19 protein-coding genes, 1 tRNA gene and 1 pseudogene are annotated in these 25,567 nt (G+C 69.4%); 12 read left to right on the top strand and 9 right to left on the bottom strand.

What is annotated here, in order from left to right:
• Window positions 1-93: 93 nt before the first annotated feature.
• Window positions 94-2,001 (top strand): potassium transporter Kup, encoded by a 1,908-nt coding sequence (locus BM198_RS20340; RefSeq protein WP_074971916.1) that lies wholly within the window; start codon window positions 94-96, stop codon window positions 1,999-2,001.
• A gap of 66 nt (window positions 2,002-2,067) precedes the next feature.
• Here BM198_RS20340 and BM198_RS20335 read toward each other — a convergent pair whose 3' ends face one another.
• From BM198_RS20335 to BM198_RS20320, 4 genes are all read right to left on the bottom strand, one after another.
• Window positions 2,068-2,610, bottom strand: coding sequence for a cytochrome b (locus BM198_RS20335; RefSeq protein ID WP_074971915.1), 543 nt, complete (start codon window positions 2,608-2,610; stop codon window positions 2,068-2,070).
• A 127-nt stretch (window positions 2,611-2,737) separates the two neighbouring features.
• On the bottom strand, window positions 2,738-4,000 hold the full coding sequence (locus BM198_RS20330) for a virulence factor family protein (protein ID WP_044414236.1): 1,263 nt from the start codon (window positions 3,998-4,000) through the stop codon (window positions 2,738-2,740).
• 7 nt (window positions 4,001-4,007) lie between these two features.
• Window positions 4,008-6,659 (bottom strand): bifunctional lysylphosphatidylglycerol flippase/synthetase MprF, encoded by a 2,652-nt coding sequence (gene mprF / locus BM198_RS20325; protein ID WP_074971914.1) that lies wholly within the window; start codon window positions 6,657-6,659, stop codon window positions 4,008-4,010.
• A gap of 150 nt (window positions 6,660-6,809) precedes the next feature.
• Window positions 6,810-6,886 (bottom strand) — tRNA-Met (locus BM198_RS20320).
• A 455-nt stretch (window positions 6,887-7,341) separates the two neighbouring features.
• On the opposite strand from BM198_RS20320, the gene BM198_RS20315 reads away from it, so the two are divergent.
• Window positions 7,342-7,818, top strand: coding sequence for a hypothetical protein (locus BM198_RS20315; protein WP_074971913.1), 477 nt, complete (start codon window positions 7,342-7,344; stop codon window positions 7,816-7,818).
• Between the two features lie 115 nt (window positions 7,819-7,933).
• Complete coding sequence (gene dinB, locus BM198_RS20310; protein WP_044414228.1) at window positions 7,934-8,989, top strand: DNA polymerase IV; 1,056 nt, start codon at window positions 7,934-7,936, stop codon at window positions 8,987-8,989.
• A gap of 7 nt (window positions 8,990-8,996) precedes the next feature.
• Here dinB and BM198_RS20305 read toward each other — a convergent pair whose 3' ends face one another.
• From BM198_RS20305 to BM198_RS20290, 4 genes and pseudogenes are all read right to left on the bottom strand, one after another.
• Window positions 8,997-9,401 carry an META domain-containing protein gene (locus BM198_RS20305; protein ID WP_074971912.1) on the bottom strand — a complete coding sequence of 135 codons (405 nt, stop codon included), beginning with the start codon at window positions 9,399-9,401 and terminating at the stop codon, window positions 8,997-8,999.
• Window positions 9,401-9,835, bottom strand: a complete 435-nt coding sequence (locus BM198_RS20300; RefSeq protein ID WP_044414224.1) for a hypothetical protein — start codon at window positions 9,833-9,835, stop codon at window positions 9,401-9,403. The genes BM198_RS20305 and BM198_RS20300 overlap by 1 nt, the downstream gene beginning before the upstream one ends.
• An 84-nt stretch (window positions 9,836-9,919) precedes the next feature.
• A complete protein-coding gene (locus tag BM198_RS20295; protein ID WP_074971911.1) occupies window positions 9,920-10,903 on the bottom strand; it encodes a 2-hydroxyacid dehydrogenase in 984 nt (327 codons plus the stop codon).
• Between the two features lie 67 nt (window positions 10,904-10,970).
• Window positions 10,971-13,717 (bottom strand): annotated as a pseudogene (locus BM198_RS20290) (response regulator).
• Between the two features lie 119 nt (window positions 13,718-13,836).
• On the opposite strand from BM198_RS20290, the gene BM198_RS20285 reads away from it, so the two are divergent.
• From BM198_RS20285 to BM198_RS20255, 7 genes are all read left to right on the top strand, one after another.
• Window positions 13,837-14,553, top strand: a complete 717-nt coding sequence (locus BM198_RS20285; protein ID WP_074971910.1) for a response regulator transcription factor — start codon at window positions 13,837-13,839, stop codon at window positions 14,551-14,553.
• A gap of 1 nt (window position 14,554) precedes the next feature.
• Window positions 14,555-15,895, top strand: a complete 1,341-nt coding sequence (locus tag BM198_RS20280) for a HAMP domain-containing sensor histidine kinase (protein WP_244165719.1) — start codon at window positions 14,555-14,557, stop codon at window positions 15,893-15,895.
• 154 nt (window positions 15,896-16,049) lie between these two features.
• Complete coding sequence (locus tag BM198_RS20275; RefSeq protein ID WP_074971908.1) at window positions 16,050-18,308, top strand: TonB-dependent siderophore receptor; 2,259 nt, start codon at window positions 16,050-16,052, stop codon at window positions 18,306-18,308.
• 83 nt (window positions 18,309-18,391) lie between these two features.
• Window positions 18,392-19,885, top strand: coding sequence for a class I SAM-dependent methyltransferase (locus BM198_RS20270; protein WP_074971907.1), 1,494 nt, complete (start codon window positions 18,392-18,394; stop codon window positions 19,883-19,885).
• A gap of 19 nt (window positions 19,886-19,904) precedes the next feature.
• Window positions 19,905-20,195 carry an iron transporter gene (locus BM198_RS20265; protein WP_074971906.1) on the top strand — a complete coding sequence of 97 codons (291 nt, stop codon included), beginning with the start codon at window positions 19,905-19,907 and terminating at the stop codon, window positions 20,193-20,195.
• Window positions 20,192-21,706 carry a PepSY-associated TM helix domain-containing protein gene (locus BM198_RS20260; RefSeq protein WP_074971905.1) on the top strand — a complete coding sequence of 505 codons (1,515 nt, stop codon included), beginning with the start codon at window positions 20,192-20,194 and terminating at the stop codon, window positions 21,704-21,706. Before BM198_RS20265 ends, BM198_RS20260 begins: the two co-directional genes overlap by 4 nt.
• A complete protein-coding gene (locus BM198_RS20255) occupies window positions 21,703-22,047 on the top strand; it encodes a DUF3325 domain-containing protein (protein ID WP_174244744.1) in 345 nt (114 codons plus the stop codon). The genes BM198_RS20260 and BM198_RS20255 overlap by 4 nt, the downstream gene beginning before the upstream one ends.
• Before the next feature lie 3 nt (window positions 22,048-22,050).
• Here BM198_RS20255 and BM198_RS20250 read toward each other — a convergent pair whose 3' ends face one another.
• Window positions 22,051-22,851: a tetratricopeptide repeat protein gene (locus BM198_RS20250; protein ID WP_074971904.1), complete on the bottom strand. Its 801-nt coding sequence runs from the start codon at window positions 22,849-22,851 to the stop codon at window positions 22,051-22,053.
• Between the two features lie 199 nt (window positions 22,852-23,050).
• Here BM198_RS20250 and cysM point away from each other — a divergent pair, with 199 nt between their 5' ends.
• Entirely contained in the window at window positions 23,051-23,953 is a 903-nt protein-coding gene (gene cysM / locus BM198_RS20245; RefSeq protein ID WP_069562225.1) for a cysteine synthase CysM, read from the top strand.
• Between the two features lie 180 nt (window positions 23,954-24,133).
• Window positions 24,134-25,492, top strand: coding sequence for a 23S rRNA (uracil(1939)-C(5))-methyltransferase RlmD (gene rlmD / locus BM198_RS20240; protein WP_074971903.1), 1,359 nt, complete (start codon window positions 24,134-24,136; stop codon window positions 25,490-25,492).
• Window positions 25,493-25,567: the final 75 nt, after the last annotated feature.

The following is a 25,567-nucleotide window of genomic DNA, read 5'->3' as shown; positions in this document are numbered from 1 at the left end:
CCTATAGTCAGCGGGAATGAAAATGACCGGCTCTTGCAACCCGATTGGTGTGAGAGCAGGATGCGCCGAATTTTGTCTGAGGGATTTTGTTACATGTCCGATGCAAGCACCGGGACCGCTGAGCAGGAACAACACCCCCACTCGAGCTCCGCCGTCGGCCTGATGGTCGGCGCCGTCGGGGTGTGCTACGGCGATATCGGCACCAGCCCGCTGTACACCCTCAAGGAAGTCTTCATCGGCGGCTATGGCGTGCAGGCCAACCACGATGGCGTGCTCGGCGTGCTGTCGCTGATCTTCTGGTCGTTGATCTGGGTGGTCACGATCAAGTACGTGATCTTCGTCCTGCGGGCCGACAACGAAGGCGAGGGCGGCGTCATGGCGCTTTCGGCGTTGGCCCGTCGTGCTGCCACCGGGCGCCGCCGCCTGCAGGCCATGGTGGTGGCGGCCGGCCTGATCGGCGCCGCGCTGTTCTATGGCGACAGCATGATCACCCCGGCCATCTCGGTGCTCTCGGCCATCGAGGGCCTGGAGATCGCCTTCGACGGCCTGGAGCACTGGGTGGTGCCGCTGTCGCTGGTGGTGCTGGTGGGCCTGTTCCTGATCCAGAAGCACGGTACGGCGCGCATCGGCATCCTCTTCGGGCCGGTGATGGTGGCCTGGTTCCTGGCGCTGACCGCCCTGGGCATCTACGGCGTCGCCCAGCAGCCGGAAGTGCTCAAGGCGATGAACCCGGCCTGGGCGGTGAACTTCTTCATCTCCCACCCGGGCATCGGCGTGGCCATCCTCGGCGCCACGGTGCTGGCGCTGACCGGTGCCGAGGCGCTCTACGCCGACATGGGCCACTTCGGCCGCAAGCCCATTGCCCGCGCCTGGTTCGCCCTGGTGCTGCCGGCGCTGGTGCTGAACTACTTCGGCCAGGGCGCGACCATCCTGGTCAACCCGGAAGCCGCGCGTAACCCCTTCTACCTGACGGCCCCCGGCTGGGCGCTGCTGCCGATGGTGGCGCTGTCCACGGCCGCCACCGTCATCGCCTCCCAGGCGGTGATCTCCGGTGCCTTCTCCCTGACCCGCCAGGCCATCCAGCTGGGCTACGTGCCGCGCATGTTCATCCAGCACACCTCCAGCCAGGAGCAGGGGCAGATCTACATCGCCGCCGTGAACTGGGCGCTGATGGTGGGCGTGGTGCTGCTGGTGCTGGGCTTCGAGTCTTCTGCGGCCCTGGCCTCGGCCTACGGCGTGGCGGTGACCGGCACCATGCTGATGACCACGCTGCTGATGGGCGTGGTGATCTGGCTGCTGTGGAAGTGGCCGATGTGGATGGCCATTCCGTTCTTCCTGATGATGCTGCTGGTGGACAGCCTGTTCTTCGCCGCCAACCTGCCCAAGGTCATCCAGGGCGGTGCCTTCCCGGTGATCGCCGGCATCGCGCTGTTCATCCTGATGACCACCTGGAAGCGCGGCCGCCAACTGCTGGTGGAGCGCCTCGACGAGGGTTCGCTGCCGCTGCCGCTGTTCATCGCCAGCATCCGCTCGCAGCCGCCGCACCGCGTACAGGGCACGGCGGTGTTCCTCACCGCCCGCTCCGATGCGGTGCCCCATGCGCTGCTGCACAACCTGCTGCACAACCAGGTGCTGCACGAGCAGGTGGTGCTGCTCACCGTGGTCAACGAAGACAGCCCGCGCGTGGCGCCGGAGCGGCGCTTCGAGGTGGACGCCTATGGCGAGGGTTTCTTCCGGGTGCTGCTGCATTTCGGCTTCATCGAGGACCCGGACATTCCCCAGGCGCTCAAGCTGTGCCACCTCAACGACCTGGACTTCAGCCCGATGCGCACCACCTACTTCCTCAGCCGCGAGACGGTGATCCCCTCCAAGCTGATCGGCATGGCGCTGTGGCGCGAGGCGCTGTTCGCCTTCCTGCTGAAGAACGCCAACGGCAACCTGCGCTACTTCAACCTGCCGCTGAACCGGGTGATCGAGCTGGGTACTCAGGTGGAGATCTAGCCGGCGACGAGGTTCGCCACAACGAAAAAGCCCGGGCATGGCCCGGGCTTTTTCATGGGGTGACGATCAGTCGCGGCCGGGCAGCATGCGCCGCACGGTGTCGTCCTTGCTGATGAAGTGGTGGAACAGCGCGGCCACCGCGTGCAGGCCGATCAGCCAGTAACCGAGAACGGCCACGGTCTCGTGCACTTCCTTGATCTGCCCGGCGAGGTCGGGGTTCTTGCCGATCAGCGGCGGCAGTTCCAGGCCGAAGAAAGGGATCGGCTTGCCGGCGGCGCTGAGGATCAGCCAGCCGGCGAACGGCAGGCCCAGCATCAGGCCGTACAACGCCAGGTGCGCCAGCTTCGCCAGGGCGTTCTGCCAGGCCGGCGGGTTCGGGGTGATCGGCGGGGTGGGCGAGAGGAAGCGTGCGGCGATGCGCACGAACACCAGGGCAAATACCGAAAGGCCCAGCATGAAGTGCCATTGCTTGAGCAGTTCGCGGGTCTCGCTGCCTTTGGGGAAGTTGCCCTTCAGTTCGATGGTGGCGTAGACGGCGGCGATCAGCAGCAGCATCAGCCAGTGCATGGCGATGGAAAGTTTCCCGTAGCGGGAGGTCTGGGTGGTCATCACGGCTCCTTGTTGTCCCGCATCGTGGTGGCGGGCTTGTCCTCAGCTTAGCGGCTGGGCCTTAAGTGAAAATGAAGCAGGTCAAAGAACGGGGGATTCGCCGCCCCTGGGCGGGGCGGCGGAGGGCTCAGGGCTTGGCCTGGCGCTTGGCGATGGCCTTGACCAGGCGCTCGGCCAGGGCCGGGTAGTTTTCGTCGTAGTGGTGGCCGCCGGGCAGGCCCAGCACTTCGCCGATGGCGCCGGGCTGGGTGCAGCCGCTGTCCTTGGCTTCGTCCTTGCCGTACACGCAAAGCACCTTCTCCGGCGGCAGCTTGGCCAGTTCCGGGCCGGTGGCCGCTTCCTGGCCGGCCTTGCCCAGCCAGCCCTGGACCTCGATCTCGAAGCTGCCGCTGCGGGCCAGGGCCAGCAGCAGGATGGCGTCCACCTGCTGTTGGTCGGCCTTGGGCAGGCGGTTGTAGAAGGCCGGCAACACGTCGGCGCCGAAGGAGTAGCCCGCCAGGACGAAGCGCTTGGCACCCCATTGCTCGCGGTAGCGCTTCATCAGGCGGCTGAGGTCGGCTGCGCCCTGCTCGGGGCTCTTGTGCTGCCAGAAATAGCGCAGCGCGTCGATGCCGACCACGGAGTGATCGAGCTTGGCCATCTCTTCGGCCACGGCGCGGTCCAGGTCGCGCCAGCCGCCGTCGCCGGAATAGAACAGGGTGACGGTGTCGGAGGGATGGTCCGCCGGCACTTCCACCACCGGCATCTGGCTGCCGCCGCCTTCCAGCAGGCTGCGCAGGCGCTCGTTGAGCAGCTCGGGCAGGCTGGTGTCGTAGTCGCTGATGCCGGTATCGGCGTTGGCCTGGTCACGGGCGAAAGCCGCGCTGGGGTCGTCCGGGTTGTCGTTCCAGGCGATGGTCCAGTGGCCGTGGGGCGCCGCCTTGGGCAGCGGGGCGCTGCAATCGGGCTGGTCGAGGCTGAAGTCGATGGACAAGGCGCGGGCCTGGTCGTTGCCCTGGCCGGCCAGCCAGCGCCAGGCGAAGGCTGCACCCGGCCCGATGCCGGCCACCAGGGTCGGGTCGCCTTCCAGCACGGTGCGGGCCAGGCCCAGCAGGTGCTGCTGGGCATCGCAGTTGTCAGCGGGCAGTTGCAGCTGGACGAGGCGTGCGCCGCCGTCCTGCGCCAGGGTCAGCAACTGGGCCTCGTTCAGCTGTTGCTTGGCGTCCACCACCAGCAGCACGCGGGCACGGGTCTCGCCCGGGGGCAGGGCGATGGTGGCGCGGCTGCCGTCGGCCAGGGTGCGTTGTTCCACCCGGGCTTGCGGCGAGGGGCGGCCCCACAGCAGCAAGGCGGTGCCCACCACGAGCACGAGGAAGATGATCAGCAGGCGGTGCCAGTGGCGTTTGAGCATGGGTCCCTCAGCGTTTGACCAGTCCAGTGAAGCCGCCCGCGATCAGGGCTGCGGTATCGGCCAGCGCCACCAGGGGGTCAAGGCCCGGCGGTACGGCCATGTAGCGGGGCTCCCAGTCCGGCTGGAACTTGTCCTTGAAGCGGCGCAGCCCCTGGAAGTTGTAGAACTGCTCGCCACGGCGGAACACCAGTGCGCCCAGGCGCTGGGTCAGCGGCGCGCCGCGACGGGGTTGCAGGCCGGCCAGCGGCACCATGCCGAGGCTGAAGCGCTCCACGCCCCGCTCCTTGAAGTGCAGCAGCAGGTTGAGCATGAGGAATTCCATGGTCAGCTTCGGCGCTTCCGGGTGCACCCGCATCAGGTCCAGGCTGGCCAGTTCCTGGCTGTCGGTCTCCAGCAGGTTGGCGAAGGCCATGGGGCGGCCTTCGAAGGACACCACGGCGATGCGGAAGTACTTCAGGTAGTCCGGGTCGAAGCGGCCCAGGGAGAAGCCCTTCTCGCGCACGTTCTTGCCCTGCATCCAGGCATCGGAGATTTCCCGCAGCGCTTCGATGGGCGCTTCGCCCGCTTCGTGGAAGGCCAGGGTCAGGTCGTCGCGCTGGCCCCGGCTGAGGGTGTAGCGCAGGTCCTTCATGGCCTTGTTCTTGGCGTCCAGGTCGAAGCGGCGCAGGTCCACGCGGGCCTCCTCGCCGAGCTTCAGGGCGCTGAGGCCTATGTCCATGTAGTAGGGCAGGTTCTCCGCGCGTACCTGGTAGAACACCGGGCGGGCGTGGTGCACGTCGCACAGGTCGCGGAACTGCCAGATCAGCTCGGCGCGGTGGTTGGCCTTGCCGATGGGGTCGAACAGCGCCACCAGGCTGCGGCCACGGCGGGCGAACATCAGGAAGGCGTCTTCCTCCGGGTGGAACAGCAGGGCCTTGTCGCCGGTCAGCACCAGGCCGCCATCGGGCTGGGCGGAGCCACGGACGATGCGCGCGGCCTTCAGCAGCTCTTCCTCGGTGGGTTCGTGGATCACCAGCGGCACCGGACGCAGCAGCCACACCAGGCCCAGGCCGGCTAGCAGCAGGCCGCTGGCCAGGGCGGCGCGCAGGGTGCGCGGCGCGTCGGCGTCCACGGCGAACTGCCAGAACAGCTCGCGGCTGTAGGGCACGTCCTGGTAGGCGAAGAACATCAGCCAGATCGACGCGGCCAGTACGCAGGCGGCGGCACCGAGGTTGACCGGGGAGAACGGCACCTCCAGCAGACGGCTGGGGCGGTAGAAGGCGCTGCGGAACATCGCCAGCAGCGAGGCGGTCAGCAGCAGCAGGGTGGCCTCTTCCCAGTCCACGCCCTTGAGCATCGACAGCACCGCGCCGGTCACCAGCAGCACCAGGGTCAGCGCCCAGGCTGCCGACAGCCGCCGGCGCAGCCCGTGGGCCAGCAGCAGGCAGAGCACGCCCACCAGGCTCGCGGCCAGGTGCGAGGCGTCGATCAGGCGGTGGGGGATGAGGAAGCTGAGGTCGTCCAGGCGGGTGTCGATGGCCGGGGTGGCGCCGGAGAACAGCAGCACCACACCGGAGAGGAACACCATCAACGACAGCACCGGCGCCGCGAGGCCCGAGGCACTGCGCATGGCCTGGCGGCCAGCCGGCAGGAAGCGCTGGGCTTCGTTCACCAGCAGCAGCATGCAAGCGACTACCAGCGGCAGCCCCACATAAATGAGGCGATAGAGCAGCAGCGCAGCGGCCAGCGGTGCAGCACCGAGCTGGCCGGCGAAGGCGGCCAGCAGCACCGCTTCGAACACGCCGACGCCACCGGGCACGTGGCTGAGTACGCCGGCCGCCAGGGCCAGCAGGTACACCAGCATGAAGGCGCCCAAGGGCGGGGCCTCCGGCAGCAGCAGGTAGAGCACGCTGGCGGCTGCGCAGACGTCCACCAGGGTGATCAGCAATTGCAGGCCCGACAGGCCCAGGCCGGGCAGGCGCACGCCACGGCCCAGCAGGCGCACGCTGATGCAGCCGGGCACCGGGGCTTCGGGTTCGCGCAGGCGCGAGAACCAGAACACCGCCAGCAGGGTGAGGCCGAGTACGGCGCCGGCGATCAGCGCCACCATCGAGGGCGGCAAGCGTAGCGCCTGGGAGGCCGCGTCCAGGTTGCTCAGCGCGGCAACGGCTGCCAGCGGCGGCAGGGCCGAGCCCAGCGCCAGGCTGGCGAACACCGTGACCCGGGCGATATCGGGCGCACTGACGTTGTCGCGGCTATAGAGGCGGTAGCGCACCGAGCCGCCGGTGACCACCGAGAGGCCGATGGCATTGCCGATGGCCGAGGCACAGAAACTGCCCAGGGCCATGCGTGGCAGTGGGATGCGCACGCCGGCGAAGCGCAGGCCGGACCACTCGTAGCCCACCAGGGCCATGAAGCTCACCGCCGTGGCGCCGACGGCCGCCAGCAGGCTGCTCACCGGCACGTCGTGCAGGGCACCGCGCAGGGCGTTGGGGTCGAGTTCGCGCAGCAGGTGCCAGCAGGCCACCAGGCCGATGGTGAAGAGAAGGAGGGTAAAGGCCAGCCCCAGGGGTTGCCGGTAGGCACTCAGGCGGTCGAGCCAGCGCAACTGGTTGGCGTCGACCGGTTGCTCGTCATCAGGCAGGGCGGATTCGTCGGGTGTAGCGGGGCTGGCGCGCATCGAGCACCTCATGGAAATTTGCGCCACAGGATGTGGGCTGGACGTTCAAGTTCCAAGCCCCGGCGTGCAATTTTTCCCTGGCGCTCCTGGCGGTAGAGGAAAACACCCCACAAAAGAAAAGGCCACTCGTTTGAGTGGCCTTTCTTTGTTTGGTTGCGGGAGCTGGATTTGAACCAACGACCTTCGGGTTATGAGCCCGACGAGCTACCAGACTGCTCCATCCCGCGTCTGTGGGTCGGCATTCTAGCGATTAATCTGGCCCTGTCAACAACTGATTTCTGAAAAAGTGGTTTTTCATCAGAAACTTAGCGCGTCGAAACGGCTCCATCCCCCGTGGTACATGGCCTGCAGCTGGGAGAATTGTTTACTCAAGGGGGTAGGAAAGACCTCGAGGCCGGTACGGGGTAGGGACCGGCCTCGAGGGTGCCGGTCCTTCCATTACCAGGCACCCGAGCAGGCTAGCGGGGGGCTGGCTGGGAAAGTTGTCAGAAAAGGGTAGGAGATTTCTGATTGGCGATCCGAGCGTTGAAGCGCGTCCGGCGGTGGGGATACTGGCCGGGCGGTCGTACCCGGTACGGCCGTCGCCTCTCCCGGCGAGCCCCACTCCTTGAGTGGGGCTTTTTTCGTCAGGGTTGGCGGTTCTTGCCCAGCCCGACTGCGTAATCGTTCCGGAGGACTCCTCATGCTCGATGCGATCCGTCGCACCATCCTGCACCCTGCATTGGCCCTGCTGCCCGAATCCCTGTCCGGGCGCGAGGCGCAGGTGCTGTTGCTGGCCAGCGGCCTGGCCGCCAGTGGCTTCCAGACCCGGCGGGATGCCCGTGGCCCGGGCCGGGGTTACTGGCGGGCCTTGCCCGACGGGGTGATGGTCGGTGGCGTGCTGCGGGCGGCGCAGACCCGTGACCTGGCCGTGGCGGTGTGCGATGCCCGGCAGGTGCCGCCGATTGCCGAGCGGGTCTACAGCGCGCTGGAGCATGACGATGTGCTCGCCGCTGCCCTGGCGCGCCTGCTGTTATGGAGCGACCCGGCCGGCCTGCCATCGCTCGGCGATGAGGCCGACGCCTGGGCCTGCTACCAGCGCCACTGGGCCGTCGACGAGGCGGCTCGCCGGGACTGGCCCGCCCATTACCAGCGCGCGCTGGCTGCCTGCCCTGCCTGACCCCGCCGGCCCGGCCCTCACGCGGCCGGGCCACCTTGCCGCGAATCCGCTAGAATCCGCCTCCCTTCATATGGACGTGCGCCCCGCCTGCGCAGCCGTGACCCGTGCCGCCTCCATGAGCCAGCGGAAGATCATCCACATCGATTGCGACTGCTTCTACGCCTCCATCGAGATGCGTGACGACCCCAGCCTCGTGGGGCGGCCGCTGGCCGTTGGCGGCTCGGCGGATCGTCGCGGGGTGATCGCCACCTGCAACTACGAGGCGCGGGCCTACGGCGTTCGCTCGGCGATGTCCTCGCGCCACGCGCTGAAGCTGTGCCCGGACCTGCTGATCGTCAAGCCGCGCTTCGAGGCCTACCGCGAAGCCTCGAAGGCCATCCACGGCATCCTGCGGGACTACACCGAGCGCATCGAGCCGCTGTCCCTGGACGAGGCCTACCTCGACGTCACCGACAGCCCGCATTTCAGCGGCAGCGCCACCCGCATCGCCCAGGACATCCGCCGGCGGGTCTGGCAGGAGCTGCGCATCACCGTCTCCGCCGGGGTGGCGCCGAACAAGTTCCTCGCCAAGATCGCCAGCGACTGGCGCAAGCCCGATGGCCTGTTCGTCATCACTCCGGACCAGGTCGAGGCGTTCGTCGCCGAGCTGCCGGTGGCGAAGCTGCATGGAGTGGGCAAGGTCACGGCCGACAAGCTCGGGCGCCTCGGCGTGCACCTCTGCTCGGACCTGCGGGAATGGAGCCTGACGGCACTGGCGCGGGAGTTCGGCAGCTTCGGCGAGCGCCTCTACAACCTGGCGCGTGGGCACGACGAGCGCCCGGTACAGGTGGACAGCCGGCGCCAGTCATTGAGCGTGGAGAACACCTACGACCATGACCTGCCGGACCTGGCGGCCTGCCTGGAACGCCTGCCGGCACTGCATGAGGAGCTGGAGCGGCGCCTGGCGCGGCTGGATGCCAGCTACCGGCCGGACAAGCCGTTCGTGAAGCTGAAGTTCCTCGATTTCACCCAGACCACACTAGAGCAGGCGGGGGCCGGGCGGGACCTGGACAGCTATCGGTTGTTGCTGGGCGCCGCCTTCGCGCGGGGCGAGCGCCCGGTGCGGCTGATCGGCATCGGCGTGCGCCTGCAGGACCTGCGCGGCGCCGCCGAACAGCTCAGCCTGTTCTGACGCCGACTCAGCGCTCCGGCCAGAGGCGCAGGGCCTTGCCTTCGGCCGGCCACAGGCGCAGTTGCTCGGTGGCCGAGAAGTCCCAGCGCTGCACGTTGGGGAGGAAGTCCAGGAAGCGTTGTTCCTGTTCCATCAGGGCTGGGGCACAGGCCTTGCGGGTGCTGCCCACCGGGCCGAAGCTCAGGCGCTCGCCCTCCAGGGTGTAGGAGGCGAACCAGTGGTTGCAGCCCGCGTTGCCGTAGGCGCGGCCATCGTGGCCCAGGGTCAGCGTCAGGTGGCTGCGGTCGATCAGCGGGCGCTCACCGATCCACTCCACCTGGTAGGTGCGTTCGGTTTCCAGGGTGGGGCCTTCGGTGGCGCAGCCGGCGAGGGTGGCGCCGACCAGGGCCAGCGGCAGGGCGAGTCGTTTCATCACACGGTCTCCTGGCAGGTGGGGCAGAGGTGGCGGCCGTCACGCTTGGCCCAGCCCAGCTCGGCAATGCGCGCTTCGGCGGCGGGTGTCTCGGCGGGCTTGCCCAGGCTGGCGTCCACGGCGAATTCGAAGTCCAGGCGCTTGCCGCAGGCGTCGCAGTCGACCTTCCATTGCAGGATCGACAGCTCCTTGAACGCCGGGCCCTTGGCCACGGCCAGCCACTGGCCGGGCGGGTTGATCAGGTGGCGGACCTTCTCCACTTCCAGGCGCATGGACAGCTCGCGGCTGCCGCGCAGGGTGACCAGCAGGGTGTCGCCGTCCTTCACCGAGCCACCGACCCCGGTGACCTGGTAGCGGCCCGGCGCGAGGGCGCGGCATTCATTGAGGGTGTGGGCGGGGTTGAGCAGGGTGTAGCGGAAATCGTGTTCGGCCATGGGTCCTCCGGAATCGACGCGCATGCTAACAGACTAGGCGTCTTCATCGGATTGCGAAGGCGCGCCAGGCGCCTTCGCACAGGCTCAGGCTTCGACCCGGTTCACCGGCGCGCCGCTGGCCCAGGCGCTGATGTTGTCCAGGGTGGTGCGGGCGATGGCGGCCAGGGCCTCGCGGGTGAGGAAGGCCTGGTGGGCGGTGACGATCACGTTGGGGAAGGTCAGCAGCCGCGCCAGCACATCGTCCTGCAGCGGCAGGTCGGAGCGGTCCTCGAAGAACAGGTTGGCCTCCTCTTCATAGACATCCAGGCCCAGGTAGCCCAGTTGGCCGCTCTTCAGCGCCTCGATCAGCGCCGGTGTCTCCACCAGCGCGCCGCGCCCGGTGTTGATCAGCATGGCGCCGCGCTTCATGCGCTGCAGGCTGTGGCTATTGACCAGGTAGCGGGTGCCGTCGTTCAGCGGGCAGTGCAGGCTGACGATGTCGCTCTCGGCCAGCAGCTCGTCCAGGGGCACGTAGCGTCCGCCCAGGGCTTCCACCGCCGGGTTGGGATACGGGTCGTAGGCCAGCAGGGCGCAGCCGAAGCCGGCCATGATGCGGGCGAACACCTCGCCGATCTGCCCGGTGCCCACCACCCCGACGCGCTTGCCCACCAGGTCGAAGCCGGTCAGCCCGTGGAGACTGAAATCGCCCTCGCGGGTGCGGTTGTAGGCGCGGTGCAGGCGCCGGTTCAAGGCCAGGACCAGCGCCACCGCATGCTCGGCGACGGCGTGGGGCGAGTAGGCCGGCACCCGCACAACCGTGAGCCCCAGCTGCTGGGCGGCGTGCAGGTCGACGTGGTTGTAGCCGGCCGAGCGCAGGGCGATCAGCTGGGTGCCGCCCTCGGCCAGGCACTTCAGCACCGGGGCGGAAAGGTCGTCGTTGATGAAGGCACAGACCACCGCATGGCCCTGGGCCAGTGCGGCGGTGTCCAGGGTCAGGCGGGCGGGCTGGAAGTGCAGGTCGAGGTCGGACGAACAGGCCTGGAAGCTGTCGCGGTCGTAGGTCTGGGTGCTGAACAGGATGGTTCGCATGGGCGCTCCTTTATAGGTGCCCGGAGTCTAGGAATCCCTTCCCGCCGGGGCCTTGCCCCAGGTCAGCTCAGCCGGCCTCGGTCGCCAGGCGCTCGATGGCGCGGTCCAGGTCGTCCAGGGCTTCGCGGCTGGCCGGGTCGTTCTTCTTCAGCAGGGTCTCGCTGCGCTGGCAGGCGGCCCGCAGCTGGGGCACGCCGCAGTAGCGGGTCGCCCCATGCAGGCGGTGCACCCGCTCCAGCAGTGTGGCGCGATCATCCGCCTCCAACGCCTGGCGGATGGCCTGGCGGTCGGCGTCCAGGGAGGCCAGCAGCATGCCCAGCATGTCGGCGGCCAGGTCGGCCTTGCCGGCGGCCAGGCGCAGGCCTTCCTCCGGGTCCAGCACCGCTGGCTCCTCCTGGGGCTCGGCGGGCTCGGCGGGCGCTCCGCCACCGGGCCCTGGAGCGCCAGGCCGGTCCACTTCAGCACCACCTGGGCCAGTTGGCGCTCGCCGATGGGTTTGGTCAGGTAGTCGTCCATGCCGCCCTGCAGCAGGGCGCGCTTCTCGTTGGCCAGGGCGTGGGCGGTGAGGGCGACGATGGGCACCGGGCTGGTCTCGTGGTTGGCCTCCTGGCGGCGGATTTCCTCCGTGGCCTGGCGCCCGTCCATGCCGGGCATCTGCACGTCCATCAGCACCAGGTCGAAGGTCTGCTGGCGCACCGCGTCCACGGCACCGTAGCCGCTGTCCACCGCCGTCACCTCGGCGCCCATGTCGCCGAGCAGGGTCTTCACCAGCAGCAGGTTGGCCGGGTTGTCGTCCACGCAGAGGATGCGCGGTGCCCGCTGCACCACCGGCATCGGCGCCTCCACGCGGACCGGGCGCGGCCCCACCAGGCTGCTGAGGGCACGGTGCAGCTTGCGGGTGCAGGCCGGCTTGGCCTGCAGCTGGTTGTGGGAGTCGGGCAGCACCGGGTGGTACAGCGCCTGGTCGGTGGTGGGGCAGAGCACCAGGCTCTTGCAGCCCAGTTGTTCCAGGTCCCAGATGTACTGGGCGAGGCGCTCCGCCGGCAGTTCCGCGGTGCTCGCGGCCAGCACGGCGAAGCCGATGGCCTGCGGCCCCTGGCGCTGGGCGGCGACCTGCTCCAGCAGGGCCTCCAGGCTGGGCGCATCGAGTACTTCCAGGCCGCAGTCCTCCAGCTGGTGGCGCAGGGCCTGGCGGGTCAGCTCCTGGGGCTCGAAGACGATGGCACGACGCCCGGCCAGGGTGGCCTTGGGCAGGTCGTCGGCATCGTCGCGGGCCTTGGGCAGGCTGATGCTGATCCAGAACTCCGAGCCCGCGCCCGGGGTGCTGGCCACGCCGATCTCGCCGCCCATCTGTTCCACCAGGCGCTTGGAGATGACCAGCCCGAGGCCGGTGCCGCCGGCCTGGCGCGAGAGCGAGTTGTCAGCCTGGGTGAAGGCCTGGAACAGCGCCCGCAGGTCCTCGTCGGAGAGGCCGATGCCGGTGTCCTGCACGCTGATGCGCAGCTGCACCAGGTCCGGCTCGCTGTCGTCTTCGAGCATCGCCCGCACGGCGATGGTGCCCTCGCGGGTGAACTTGATGGCGTTGCTCACCAGGTTGGTCAGCACCTGCTTGAGGCGCTGCGGGTCGCCCATCAGGTGCACCGGGGTGTCGCGGTACACCAGGCTGACCAGCTCCAGGCGCTTCTCGTGGGCGGCCGGGGCGAGGATGGTCAGGGTGTCCTGGATCAGGTCGCGCAGGTTGAAGGGGATGTTCTCCAGCACCAGCTTGCCGGCCTCGATCTTCGAGAAGTCGAGAATCTCGTTGATGATCCCCAGCAGGCTCTCGGCGGACTGCTCGATGGTGCCCAGGTAGTCCTGCTGGCGCGGCGACAGCTCGCTCTTCTGCAGCAGGTTGGTGAAACCGAGGATGCCGTTGAGCGGCGTGCGGATCTCGTGGCTCATGTTGGCGAGGAACTCGGACTTGATGCGGCTGGCCTCCAGGGCCTCCTTGCGCGCCAGGTCCAGTTCGATGTTCTGGATCTCGATGGTCTCCAGGTTCTGCCGCACGTCCTCGGTGGCCTGGTCGATGTTGTGCTGCAACTCTTCCTGGGCGCTCTGCAGGGCCTCGGCCATGCGGTTGATGCCGGCGGCCAGCTCGTCCATCTCGTGGTTGCCCAGTTGCGGCAGGCGGGTTTCCAGGCGGCCTTCCTTGAGCAGGGCGACACCCTGCTTGATGCGCCGCAGCGGTTCGTTGATGGAGTGGCTCATGCGCAGCGCCAGCAGTGCGGTGACGGCCAGGCCGGCGGTGATCAGCATCAGGCTGGCGAACAGGCTGCGGTAGCCGCGCAGCAGGGTGCCGTGGTGGGACATCTCCAGTTCCACCCAGCCCAGCACCTTGTCACCTTCGCCGGGTGGCGCGTCGCCGGCGAGCACCCGGTGGCGCTCGAACACCGGCAGCATGAAGCGCGTGGCATCGGTGTTGCTGATCTGGCTGGTGTGGCTGCCGTCGTTGTCCGGGCTGCCGTTGAGCATGCTCGGCCCGGCGTGGGCCAGGCGCACCCGGTCGAGGCTGAGGAAGCTCACCGCGCGCACGTCGGGCTGGTCCAGGGCGTTGTCGGCGATGCGTTCCAGCAGCAGGCCGTCGCCGCGCACCAGGGCGGGGGCGGCCAGGGGCGCGAGTTGCTCGGCGATCATCTGCCCGCGCTGCAGGAGCTGGGCCTGCATGTCGGAAAGCTGGGCCCAGATGAAGTAGCCGCCCAGCACCATGGCCAACAGGCTGGTGGGGAGCAGGGTCAGCAACAGCACGCGACCCTTGATGCCGAGATCCTTGAACACGCCGGAATCCTTTAGACGAAAGTGCCCGAAGTGTAGCGACTCGCCCGGTGGGAATCTGCCTGCCGTTTTGACAGAATGCGCGCACTTTGGAGAATGCTTCGTATTCGCTGGTGCAAGTCATGAACAATTGCTCGCCGGGGGCCGCCCGCATCCTGGCCATCGAGGACGACCCGGTGCTGGCCGCCCACCTGACCGACCACCTCGGGCGCCGAGGTTTCGAAGTGGTCCTGCAGCACGATGGCGAGGCCGGCCTCGGGCTGGCCCGCCGCGAGCCCTTCGACCTGATCCTTCTGGACATCCTGCTGCCCGGGCGCAACGGCCTTGAGGTGCTCGGCGAACTGCGCCGGGAGCGTGGCGTGCCAGTGATCCTGATGTCCGCCCTGGGCGCCGAGCAGGACCGCATCGCCGGTTTCAGCCGGGGCGCCGACGACTACCTGCCCAAGCCCTTCAGCCTGGTGGAGCTGCAGGTGCGCGTCGACGCGGTGTTGCGCCGGGTGGCCTATGAGCGCCGGGGCGCGGTCACCGCTGCCGCGCTGGAGGAGCCGGGCCTGCAGTTCGATGAGGTGAAGGGCGATGTCGCCTGCGAGGGCAACTGGGCCGGGCTCACCGGCACCGAGTACCGCCTGCTGGAGACCCTGGTCCGCCACGCCGAGGAGGTGCTCAGCAAGGCCTTCCTTTATCAGCAGGTGCTGCACCGGGCCTATTCCCAGCACGACCGCAGCCTGGATATGCACGTCAGCCACATCCGCCGCAAGCTCGTTGCCGCCGGCTACACCAATGGCCGCGTGGAAACGGCCTGGGGCAAGGGCTACCTGTTCACCCGGCAGGACGCCTGACATGCCCGGGCGGCGTTCGCTGTTCTGGCCCCTCGCGGTGTTGCTGGTGGCCTTCAGCGTGCTGGTGATCTGGCTCGCCCGCGCCTGGGGCGAGTACGTCGAGTTGCAGAGCTACCACCTCACCGAGGCTGCCCAGGCCCGGCTCAACCACTACGCCGCCGAGGCCGAGCAGGCCTGGCAGCGTGACGGCCAAGCTGGTGTGGACCGCTGGCTGGAGCGCCACCAGGCCCGCGAACCGGATTGGGCCGTGGTGGTGGGGCCCGACCTGCGCAGCCTGGGCAGTCGCCCGCTGAGCGTGGAGGAGTACGGGCGCCTGACCTTCATGCGGCGCGTCGACTGGCCCATGAGCAAGCGCAGTGGCGGGCTGCCGATCCTCAGCCTGCCGTTCCCCGAGGCACCGGATGCCGGCCAACTGGTGATGCACCTGCCCGAGCGCTACCTGCCCGGCGGGTTCAGCCTGCTGGCGCGCTTCGTGATCCACGGCGTGGTGCCGGGGGCCCTGGCCTTCCTCCTCTGCGTCGGGCTGTACCGCCTGCTGCTCGCCCCGTTGCGTCACCTGCGCGAGCAGGCCAACGCCCTGCGCGGCAACCACCTGTCCACCCGGGTTTCACCCGAGGTCAGCCGCCGTCGCGATGAGCTGGGCGAGCTGGCCCGGGCCTTCGACCACATGGCCGAGCGCCTGGAAACCACGGTGGAGCACCAGCGCCAGCTGCTTTGCGACCTCTCCCACGAGCTGCGCACGCCGCTGAGCCGGCTGCGGGTGGCGGGAGAGAGCGAGCTGGAGATCGGCCAACTGCGCCAGCGCCTGGAGCGCGAGGTGCAGTGCATGCAGAAGCTGGTGGACGACACCCTGGAACTGGTGTGGCTGGACACCGAGCGCCCGCAGCTGCCACGGGAGGTGATCGATGTGGCCTCGCTCTGGGCCGTGCTCAGCGAGGACGCCTGCTTCGAAAGCGGCTGGCCGCCGGAGCGCCTGCGCTGCGAGCTGCCGACGGACTGCCGCGTCCACGGCAACCTCAACGGCCTGGCCCAGGCCCTGGAGAACGGCCTGCGCAACGCCATCCGCCATTCCCCGCCGGACGGCACGATCCGCCTCGGTGCACAGCGCGAGGACGCGCACTGGCAGCTGTGGCTGGAGGATGAGGGCGGCGGCGTGGATCCGGCCCAGCTGGAAGCCATCTTCCGCCCCTTCACCCGCCTCAGCAGTGCCCGCCCGGGGGGCGAGGGCTTCGGCCTGGGCCTGGCCATTGCTCGTGGCACGCTGCGCTCACAGGGTGGTGACCTGTGGGCAGAGAACGGCGCGCGGGGCCTGCGCCTGTGCCTGCGTTTGGAAAATGTATAGTTTGTAAATGATCTTTACTGCCAAATAAGAATAAATACCATTTGCGCCGACCCGCGTCCGACTCGGGCCTGCCAAATGAAGACCAGCGCGGTCGCTCCGCCTGCATCGGCATGCCCCGTCCCACGTGACTGCCCGATTGCCCAAGGAGTGCCCCATGACGCAGCCGCGATTCACCCTCAACCCCTTCGCCCTGGCCCTGCTGGCCGCCTCCGCGCCGGCCTGGGTCCAGGCCGAGACGCTGGAGCTGGCCGACGACGTCGCCGAGCAGGCCCGGGCAAAGGTCGGTGAAGCCGCCGAGCAGGCGCTGGAGCTGCAGGAAACCCGCGTGATCGGCACCGCCGAGCAGGAGCTGAAGCAGGCCCCGGGGGTTTCCATCATCACCGCCGAGGACATCCGCAAGCGTCCGCCGGCCAACGACCTGTCCGACGTGATCCGCCGCGAGCCGGGGGTCAACCTCACCGGCAACAGCACCAGCGGCAACCGTGGCAACAACCGCCAGATCGACCTGCGCGGCATGGGCCCGGAAAACACCCTGATCCTCATCGACGGCAAGCCCTCCACCTCGCGCAACGCCGTGCGCTACGGCTGGAACGGCGACCGCGACACCCGTGGCGAGACCAACTGGGTGCCGGCCGAGGAAGTCGAGCGCATCGAGATCCTCCGTGGCCCGGCCGCTGCCCGCTACGGCTCCGGCGCCATGGGCGGCGTGGTCAACATCATCACCAAGCGCCCCACCCAGGAGCTGCACGGCTCGATGACCGTGTTCACCCAGCTCCCCGAGGACGATGCCGAGGGCGCCAGCCGCCGCACCAACTTCAACCTCAGCGGCCCGTTGAACGACGCGCTGGCCTTCCGCGTTTACGGCGGCATGAGCAAGACCGATGCCGACGACGCCGACCTCAACGCCGGCCACCAGAGCGACCCCACTTCCCTGGTGGCGGGCCGTGAAGGCGTGCGCAACAAGGACGTCAACGGCCTGCTCAGCTGGCAGCTCAACCCCGAGCAGAGCCTCGACCTGGAGGCCAGCTACAGCCGCCAGGGCAACATCTTTGCCGGCGACACCATGCTCAACAACGGCGGCGCCTTCGTCAGCGGCCTGGTGGGTTCGGAAACCAACGTGATGCAGCGCAGTGCCTACTCGCTGACCCACAACGGCGACTTCGCGTGGGGCACCTCCAAGGCCAGCCTGGCCTACGACTACACCCGCAACTGGCGCCTCAACGAAGGCCTGGCCGGCAGCTCCGAAGGCGCGCCTGCCAACGGCGCCGGGGCCTTCACCTCGCGCCTGCGCAACACCCGCGCCAGCGGCGAGGTGAACCTGCCCCTGAGCCTGGGGTTCGAGCAGATGCTCACCCTGGGGGGCGAGTACCTCTACGAGGTCCTCAACGACCCGGGCTCCCTGCGTGCCCAGACCTTCGACCCGGGCAGCGCCGGTGTACCGCCCATCCCCGGCTTCAGCCGTGGCGAGACCAAGACCGATGCCCGCAGCTACGCGCTGTACGCCGAGGACAACATCGAGCTGGACAGCCGCACCACCGTCACCCCGGGCCTGCGCTACGACCAGCATGAGGAGTTCGGCGGCAACTGGAGCCCGAGCCTCAACGCCTCCCACAAGCTCACCGATGAGCTGACCCTGAAGGGCGGCATCGCACGCGCCTACAAGACGCCCAACCTCTACCAGTCCAACCCCAACTACCTGCTCTACAGCATGGGCAACGGCTGCAACGCCGGGCAGACCAACAGCGGCGGCTGCTACCTGGTGGGCAACCCTAACCTGGAAGCGGAAACCAGCATCAACAAGGAAATCGGCCTGGCCCTGGACATGGGGCAATGGCGCGCCAGCGCCACCTACTTCCGCAACGACTACAAGAACAAGATCGTCGGCAGCAACAACTTCACCTACCGCCTGGCCAACGGCCGTCGCGTGCAGCAGTGGGAGAACGCCGGCAAGGCGGTGGTGGAAGGCATCGAGGGCAACCTGTTCATCGCCCTCGACCCGAGCCTGGAGTGGAACACCAACCTCACCTACATGATCCAGTCCGAGGACCGCGACACCGGCGAGCCGCTGAGCATCATCCCCGAGTACACCGTCAACACCACCCTGGACTGGTACGCCACCGAGCAGCTCTCCCTGCAGGTCAGCGGCACCTACTACGGCAAGCAGGAAGCGCCCTCGCTCAACCAGCGCACCAACCAGGCCTACGCCACCACAGCGCAGAAGGACGTGGACCCCTACGGGCTGATGGGCGTCAGCGCCGGCTACGCGTTCAGCGAGAACTACAGCGTGCGCCTGGGCATCAACAACCTGTTCGACAAACGCATCTACCGCGAAGGCAACGCCAGCGACGCCGGCGCCAACACCTACAACGAACCGGGCCGGTCGTACTTCGCCTCCGTCACCGCCTCGTTCTGACCTGGGCTCCTGGCCTGCCGGAGACGGCGGGCCCATGCCCCGCCGGGTGCTCCGGCGGGGCCTTTTCATGATGGATGCAGCGCATGAGCCTCTGGCACGACGGCTACCTGGCCGATGCCCCTTATCCCCACCTGGTCCAGCCGGAACTCGCACCGAGCTGGATGGTGGCCACCCTCACCGCCCTCGGGCGCAGCGCCCCGGACCTGTCCCGGGGCTTTCGCTATTGCGAGCTGGGCTGCGGCCAGGGGCTGGGCAGCCTGCTGCTGGCAGCGGCCAACCCGGCTGGCGAGTTCGTCGCGGTGGACTTCAACCCCCGGCACATCGCCCACGGACGTGACCTGGCCACCCGGGCCGGGCTCGGCAACCTGCGCTTCGTCGAGGCGGCGTTCGACGGGCTGGCCGGGCAGGATCTGGGCGAGGGCTTCGACTTCATCGTCCTGCACGGCGTCTATTCCTGGGTGTCGCCGGCCAACCGGGCGGCCATCCGCAGCTTTATCCAACAGCGCCTGCGGCCTGGTGGCGTGGCTTACCTGGGCTACATGACCGAGCCGGGCCTGTTGGCGTTCCGCGCCGCCCAGCGCTTCATCTGGCAGCACGCCCGGCAGGCACCTGGCACACCGACGCAACGCCTGCGCAGTGCCTTCGCCGCCCTGCGCGGCTGGCAGGCGGCGGGCGCCGGCTACTTCGTCGAGCACCCCGACGTGGCCCGGCGGCTGGACGCCGGCGAGCCGGAGGACCTGGCCCAGCTCGCCCATGAACTGCTCTGCGAACACTGGGAGCCCCTGCCGGTGGCCCAGGTGATGGGCGAGTTCGCGGCGATCGGCCTGGACTACGCCGGCAGTGCCGTGCCGCTGGAGAACATCGACGCGCTGTCGGTGCCCGGCGCCTGCCTGCCGCTGCTGGAGGCGCTGCGGACGACCGAGGCCCGCGAGACGGCCAAGGACCTGGCGCGCAACCAGTCCCAGCGGCGCGACCTCTACCAGCGCACGGGCCAGGCGCTCGCGCCGGCGGCCCATCGCCAGGCCTTGCTGGAAGGATGCTGGGCGGCATTGCCGGGGGCGCCGACCCGGGGAGGCCTGCGCTTCGACACCCGCATCGGCCCGGTGGAGGGCGAGGCGTCGCTGTTCTCGCCGTTGCTGCAGGCCCTCGCCGAAGGGCCCCAGGGCTTCGCCGAGCTGGCCCGGCGGCCGACATTGGCGCCCCAGCTCGGCCAGCTCAACCGGGCGTTGCAGATGCTCGCCTGGGCCGGGCATGCCCACCCGCTGACGCCGGGGCCGGTGGCAGTGGAAGCCGGTCAGCGGCTCAACCGCCTGCTGGCCGAAGGGGCGCTGGCCGGGGCTGGCTATCGCCACCTGGTGGCGCCCAGCCTGGGGGCGTCCATCCCCGTGACGGCGCAGCAGATGGCCCTGGCGCGGGTGCTGCTGGAGATGCCGGGCCTGCGCGGCGGCCTGCTGCGTGAAACCGGCCTGGCCCTGCTGCGCCGCGAGGGCTGGCAGGTGCAGGTGGACGACGCACAGCTGAACCAGTTCGAACACGCCGTGCTGCCGGTCTGGCGGCAACTGGGCGTGGTGCCATGACCCCGTGAGGAGCCTGTTCATGACCCTGTCCCTGCCGGCCTGGGCGCCGGTCCTTTCGCGTGTGGTGGCCGCCTTGCTCGGCGGCTATGCCTTCACCTACGCCTTCACCGCCGCGCTGGCGCGGCTGCTGCCGCTGCACCCGGTGGATGCGCTGCTGGTGGCCAGCCTGCCGTGCTTCGTGGTCTACACCCTGGCGGTGTGCTGGGCCTTCGCCGCCCGTACTGCCCTGCGTGCCTGGCTGGGGTTGGCCCCGGCGCTGCCGCTGGCGGCCCTGGGCTTCTGGCCGCGCCTGCTGGAGTGGCTGGCATGAAGAAGACCTTCACCCAGTCCATGGCTTGGCTGCACACCTGGGGCGGCCTGCTGGCCGGTTGGCTGCTGTTCGCGGTGTTCCTCACCGGGACGCTGGCGGTGTTCGACCAGGAGATCGATCACTGGATGCACCCGGAGGTGCGCGACACCCCGGTGCCCACCGCCGAGGCCGCCGAGCGCGGGCTGGCCTACCTGCGGCAGCACCATCCCGAGGCACGGGCCTGGACCCTGAACCTGCCCACCGAGCGCTCGCCGGGGTTGTCCGTCTCTGCGGGCGAACGTCGCCATGGCGGTGGCGTGGCCCTGGACCCCGCGACGGGGGAGGTGCTGCCGCAACGTGACAGTGCCGGCGGGCTGTTCTTCTTCCGCTTCCATTTCACCCTCGACCTGCCGCGCATGCTCGGCATCTGGGTGGTGGGCCTGCTGGCGCTGGGCATGCTGGTGGCGCTGCTGACCGGCATCGTCATCCACAAGAAGTTCTTCAAGGAGTTCTTCACCTTCCGCCCCGGCAAGGGCCAGCGCTCCTGGTTGGATGCCCACAACGCCACGGCGGTGCTGTTGCTGCCGTTCCACCTGATGATCGCCTACACCGGGTTGGCGATATTCCTGCTGATCTACATGCCGGCGGCGCTGGAGAGCCTGTTCGACGGTGACGTCGAGGCGTACTTCCACGCCCAGTCCGGCACCGAGGAGGTCCACTCGCCCCGTGGCCCGACGCAACCGGCCCCTCTGGCCGCGCTGGCGCCGATGCTGGCCGAGGCCGAGCGGCAGATGGGGCCGGTGGGTGGCGTGGTGATACGCCATCCCGGGCGCAGCGATGCCCGGGTGGAAGTGCGGCGGGTGCTGGGCAACCGCATCGCCCTGACCAAGGGGCAGAACATGGTTTTCGACGGGGTGACCGGGGCGCTGCTGCAGGCACCGCCGGCCATGCGCGCCAGCGTGCTGACCCACCGGGTGATCATGGGCCTGCACTTCGCCCAGTTCGGCGGCTACCCCATGCGCTGGCTGTACTTCCTCTGTGGGCTCGGCGGCTGCGTGATGATCGCCACCGGCCTGCTGCTCTACGAGGTGAAGCAGCGGCGCCAGGCCAACCCTGGCATGGGCGCGCGCCTGGTGGCGGCGCTGAACCTGGCGGCGTTGGCCGGCCTGGGCGTGGCCTGCGTGGGGCTGCTGTGGGCCAACCGCCTGCTGCCGCTGGAGCTGGCCGGGCGCGCGCAGTGGGAGGTGCGGGTGTTCTTCCTGCTCTGGCTGGCCAGCCTGGTCCACGCCGCGTGGCGGCCCGGGGCGCGGGGCTGGAGCGAGCAGCTCGGCTGTGGCGCGGCGCTGTGCCTGGGCGTGCCGTTGCTGGGCTGGGCCACCGGCAGCGGGGCAGGGGATTTCACCCGCGGCATGCTGGAGGTGACGGCCGTTGCCATCGGCCTGTTGCTGGCCGGGTGTGCCTGGCGCGTGCAGCAGCCGGCGGCCGTGCGCCCGGTGCGGGTGCGCCGCCCGAAGGCGGAGGTGCAGGGATGAGCCTGATGCTGAGCGTGGCGGCGGGCCTGGCCCACGGCGGAATGGCCGCGTTGTGCCTGGGCCTGCCCCGGCATTTTCGCCAGGTGTGGCAGCGTGAGCCGACGCCCGCACTGCGGCGTGGCCTGCGGGCGGCGGGCTGGTGCCTGTTGGCGCTGGCCTTGCCGGCGAGCGCGGCGTTCTGGGGCTGGGCGATGGGGCCGGTGGCCTGGTTCGGGCTGGTGTCCCTGTCGGGGTTGCTGCTGGCGCTGCTGTTGCCCTATCGACCCAGGTTGGCGGCGTGGTTGCCGCTGGGCTGGCTGCCGGTCATGGCCGTCCTGGGCGTGGTGCAGGGGCTGCCCTGAACCTCAGCCCGCGCTGCTTTGCTGGTAGGCCTCCAGGGCCTGGCGGTCACTGTCGTCACCCAGTTCGGCGGCGCGCTGGTAGTAGGGCAGGGCGAGGGCGCGGATGTCGGCGTGCCGGGCCTGGGCGAGGCGGGCGCGGCTTTCCCGGAGGAAGTTGAGGTTGCCGCCGGCCAGGGCCAGGCGCAGCCAGTGCAGGGCGCCTGCCAGGTCGCCCTGGTCGGCCAGCACGGTGGCGTGGCTGAACTGGCCACGGAAGTCGCCGGCCTCGGCGGAGCGCCGGTACCAGGCGTGGGCGCGCTCGGGGTCGGCGGGCACGCCGATGCCTTCTTCATGGAAGCGCCCGGCGAAGTTCATCGCCTTGGCGTGGCCCTGGGCGGCGGCGCGCTCGTAGAGGGCCAGGGCCTGGGCCGGGTCCTTCGCCACGCCGCGTCCGGCGGCCAGCAGGTGGGCGTAGTTGTAGCAACCCCAGTCGAGCCCGGCTTCCATGGCCTGGCGGAAGGCCCGGGCGGCGCCGGGCAGGTCCACCTCGCCGCCCCAGCCCTGTTCCAGGCAGCGGCCGAGCATGTTGTGGGCCATGGGGTCGCCCTGGGCGGCGGCGATGCGGAACCACTGCCGCGCCAGCGCCGGGTCGCGCTCGATGCCGCGCCCGTCCAGCAGCAGCTGGCCCAGCAGGGTCTGCGCGGGCACCACGCCTTCACGGGCGGCGGCCAGCACGGCGCTGGCGGCCTGGCGCGGTTCGCTGGCCAGGCGTTGCTGCAGGGCCTCGCGGTCGAGGATGTCGGTGCGGGTGAGGGTGAGGGACATGGGCGGTATGGCCAGGGGAAAAGCGGCGAATAGTATTCATTTCCATTTGTGCTGTAAAACCACGGGCGCTGCCTTTCCAAATGCCATTCCGTTCCATGGATATAGCGCTAAGCCATAAGCGGAAACGCTTGTGCGATATGGCGTAGAGGGGTTTGCCGGTATCATGGGCGCCCCTCTGAGTCTGGATCGCAGAACCGCCATGACCCTGCAGTACCCAACCATCGCCGACTGCATCGGCAACACCCCGCTGGTGCGCCTGCAGCGCCTGGGGGGCGACACCCGCAACACCCTCCTGGTCAAGCTCGAAGGCAACAACCCGGCCGGCTCCGTGAAGGACCGCCCGGCCCTGTCGATGATCACCCGTGCCGAGCTGCGCGGTGACATCCAGCCCGGCGACACGCTGATCGAGGCCACCTCCGGCAATACCGGCATCGCCCTGGCCATGGCGGCGGCGATCAAGGGCTACCGGATGATCCTGATCATGCCGGACAACATGAGCGCCGAGCGCAAGGCGGCGATGACCGCCTATGGCGCCGAGCTGATCATCGTCAGCAAGGACGAAGGCATGGAAGGTGCCCGCGACCTGGCCGAGCGCATGCAGGCCGAAGGCCGTGGCAAGGTGCTGGACCAGTTCGCCAACGGTGACAACCCCGAGGCCCACTACGTGGGGACCGGCCCGGAGATCTGGCGCCAGACCCAGGGCACCGTGACCCACTTCATCAGTTCCATGGGCACCACCGGCACCATCATGGGCACCTCGCGCTACCTCAAGGAGCAGAACCCGGCGATCCAGATCGTCGGCCTGCAGCCCCAGGAAGGCTCGGCCATCCCCGGCATCCGCCGCTGGCCCCAGGAATACCTGCCGCGGATCTACCAGGCCGAGCGCGTGGACCGCGTCGTTGACATGGCCCAGTCCGAGGCGGAGGACACCATGCGCCGCCTGGCGCGCGAGGAAGGCATCTTCTGCGGCGTGTCCTCCGGCGGTTCGGTGGCGGCCATGCTGCGCCTGTCCCGCGAGGTGGAGAACGCCGTGATGGTGGCGATCATCTGCGACCGTGGCGATCGCTACCTGTCCACCGGTGTGTACGACGCGCGCCCGTGATGACTCCGATTTCCCGTCCTGACCTTCGCCCGGGGCGCTACTCGCTCCGGGCCTATCGCATTCACCTGTCCACCGCGCCCGTGCACGGGGCCAGCCGCGTGCCGGCATTGCCGGTGCTCTCGCGCTGCGCGCCGAGCGTGCTGGTGCCGCTGCGCATGCACCTGCCGCTACGGAGGCCCGATGTCCAAGCGTAACGGTGGGCTGCGCTTCCAGAGCGGAGGCGGCAAGCGCCAGGCCGCGCCGGCAGTGCCGGTGGGCAAGAAGCAGACCCTGGAGGTGGAGCGCCTGGCCCATGACGGCCGGGGCATCGCCTTCGAGCAGGGGCGCACCTGGTTCGTCGACGGCGCCCTGCCGGGCGAGTCCGTCGAGGCGCGGGTGCTGGGTGCCCGCAGCCAGGTGGTGGAGGCCCGTGCCGAGCGTATCCTGCGGGCCAGCCCGGAGCGTCGCGCCGAGCCGTGCCCCCATGCCCGCCAGTGCGGTGGCTGTTCGCTCCAGCATCTGCCCCACGAGGCCCAGCTCGCCCTGAAACAGCGCACGCTGGCCGAGCAGCTGGAGCGCTTCGCCGGCCTGGTGCCGGAAACCTGGGCCGCGCCGCTGGTGGGGCCGGAGTTCGGCTACCGGCGTCGCGCCCGCGTGGCGGTGCGCTGGGACGCCAAGGCCGCGCGCCTGGAGGTGGGTTTCCGCGCTGCGGCGAGCCAGTCCATCGTCGCCGTGCAGGACTGTGCCGTGCTGGTACAGCCCTTGCAGACGATCCTGCGTGCGTTACCGCCCCTGCTGGCCGGCCTGGAAAGACCGCAAGCGATCGGACACGTCGAGCTCTTTCACGGCACCGCCTCTTCCCTCCTGCTGCGCCATACCCAACCGCTGGTCGACGGCGACCTGGCACGCCTGCGCGCGTTCTGCGCCGAGCACCAGGCGTTGCTCTGGCTGCAGGGGGCGGGTGAGCCGCAGCCGGACCACGCCGACGCGCAGCTGGGTTACCGATTGGAACAGTGGGACCTGGCGCTGGGCTACCGCCCGGGCGATTTCGTCCAGGTCAATGCCTGGATCAACGAAGCGATGGTCCGCCAGGCGCTAGACTGGTTGGCACCCCAGTGCCACGAGCGGGTCCTGGACCTGTTCTGCGGGCTGGGCAATTTCGCCCTGCCGCTGGCGCGGATGAGCCGCGAAGTGGTGGCGGTGGAAGGCGTCGAGGTGATGGTCGAGCGGGCCCGTGACAACGCCCGGGCGAACGGCCTGGGCAACGCGCACTTTTTTGCGGCCGACTTGTCGAAGCCGCTGGCCGAAGCCACCTGGGCGACCGGGGGCTTCGATGCAGTATTGCTGGACCCGCCGCGTGACGGGGCGTTCGAGGTGGCTCGCCACCTGGGCGAACTGAAGGCGAAGCGGGTGGTGTATGTGTCCTGCAACCCGGCCACCCTGGCGCGCGACAGCGCCGAGCTGGTCCGGCAGGGCTACCGGCTGAGGACGGCCGGCATCCTCGACATGTTCCCGCAGACGGCGCATGTGGAGGCCATGGCGTTATTCGAGGCGGGCTAGGACGCTCGCGTAATCCGACTGGCCCAGAGAGGCTGGCGATCATTCGGCGCGCTGGCATGCGCCGTAGGGAAGGTA

Origin of the sequence: Metapseudomonas otitidis (assembly GCF_900111835.1) — a bacterium.
GTDB classification, from domain to species: Bacteria; Pseudomonadota; Gammaproteobacteria; order Pseudomonadales; family Pseudomonadaceae; genus Metapseudomonas; species Metapseudomonas otitidis.
Note: the sequence above shows the minus strand (reverse complement) of the source record. Positions and strands in the feature narration are given on the sequence as shown.

Excerpts from the sequence above, each read along its gene's own strand:
- BM198_RS20340 (WP_074971916.1), top strand. The coding sequence starts at position 94 with ATGTCCGATGCAAGCACCGGGACCGCTGAGCAGGAACAACACCCCCAC.
- BM198_RS20335 (WP_074971915.1), bottom strand. The coding sequence starts at position 2,610 with ATGACCACCCAGACCTCCCGCTACGGGAAACTTTCCATCGCCATGCAC.
- BM198_RS20330 (WP_044414236.1), bottom strand. The coding sequence starts at position 4,000 with ATGCTCAAACGCCACTGGCACCGCCTGCTGATCATCTTCCTCGTGCTC.
- mprF (WP_074971914.1), bottom strand. The coding sequence starts at position 6,659 with ATGCGCGCCAGCCCCGCTACACCCGACGAATCCGCCCTGCCTGATGAC.
- BM198_RS20315 (WP_074971913.1), top strand. The coding sequence starts at position 7,342 with ATGCTCGATGCGATCCGTCGCACCATCCTGCACCCTGCATTGGCCCTG.
- dinB (WP_044414228.1), top strand. The coding sequence starts at position 7,934 with ATGAGCCAGCGGAAGATCATCCACATCGATTGCGACTGCTTCTACGCC.
- BM198_RS20305 (WP_074971912.1), bottom strand. The coding sequence starts at position 9,401 with ATGAAACGACTCGCCCTGCCGCTGGCCCTGGTCGGCGCCACCCTCGCC.
- BM198_RS20300 (WP_044414224.1), bottom strand. The coding sequence starts at position 9,835 with ATGGCCGAACACGATTTCCGCTACACCCTGCTCAACCCCGCCCACACC.
- BM198_RS20295 (WP_074971911.1), bottom strand. The coding sequence starts at position 10,903 with ATGCGAACCATCCTGTTCAGCACCCAGACCTACGACCGCGACAGCTTC.
- BM198_RS20285 (WP_074971910.1), top strand. The coding sequence starts at position 13,837 with ATGAACAATTGCTCGCCGGGGGCCGCCCGCATCCTGGCCATCGAGGAC.
- BM198_RS20280 (WP_244165719.1), top strand. The coding sequence starts at position 14,555 with ATGCCCGGGCGGCGTTCGCTGTTCTGGCCCCTCGCGGTGTTGCTGGTG.
- BM198_RS20275 (WP_074971908.1), top strand. The coding sequence starts at position 16,050 with ATGACGCAGCCGCGATTCACCCTCAACCCCTTCGCCCTGGCCCTGCTG.
- BM198_RS20270 (WP_074971907.1), top strand. The coding sequence starts at position 18,392 with ATGAGCCTCTGGCACGACGGCTACCTGGCCGATGCCCCTTATCCCCAC.
- BM198_RS20265 (WP_074971906.1), top strand. The coding sequence starts at position 19,905 with ATGACCCTGTCCCTGCCGGCCTGGGCGCCGGTCCTTTCGCGTGTGGTG.
- BM198_RS20260 (WP_074971905.1), top strand. The coding sequence starts at position 20,192 with ATGAAGAAGACCTTCACCCAGTCCATGGCTTGGCTGCACACCTGGGGC.
- BM198_RS20255 (WP_174244744.1), top strand. The coding sequence starts at position 21,703 with ATGAGCCTGATGCTGAGCGTGGCGGCGGGCCTGGCCCACGGCGGAATG.
- BM198_RS20250 (WP_074971904.1), bottom strand. The coding sequence starts at position 22,851 with ATGTCCCTCACCCTCACCCGCACCGACATCCTCGACCGCGAGGCCCTG.
- cysM (WP_069562225.1), top strand. The coding sequence starts at position 23,051 with ATGACCCTGCAGTACCCAACCATCGCCGACTGCATCGGCAACACCCCG.
- rlmD (WP_074971903.1), top strand. The coding sequence starts at position 24,134 with ATGTCCAAGCGTAACGGTGGGCTGCGCTTCCAGAGCGGAGGCGGCAAG.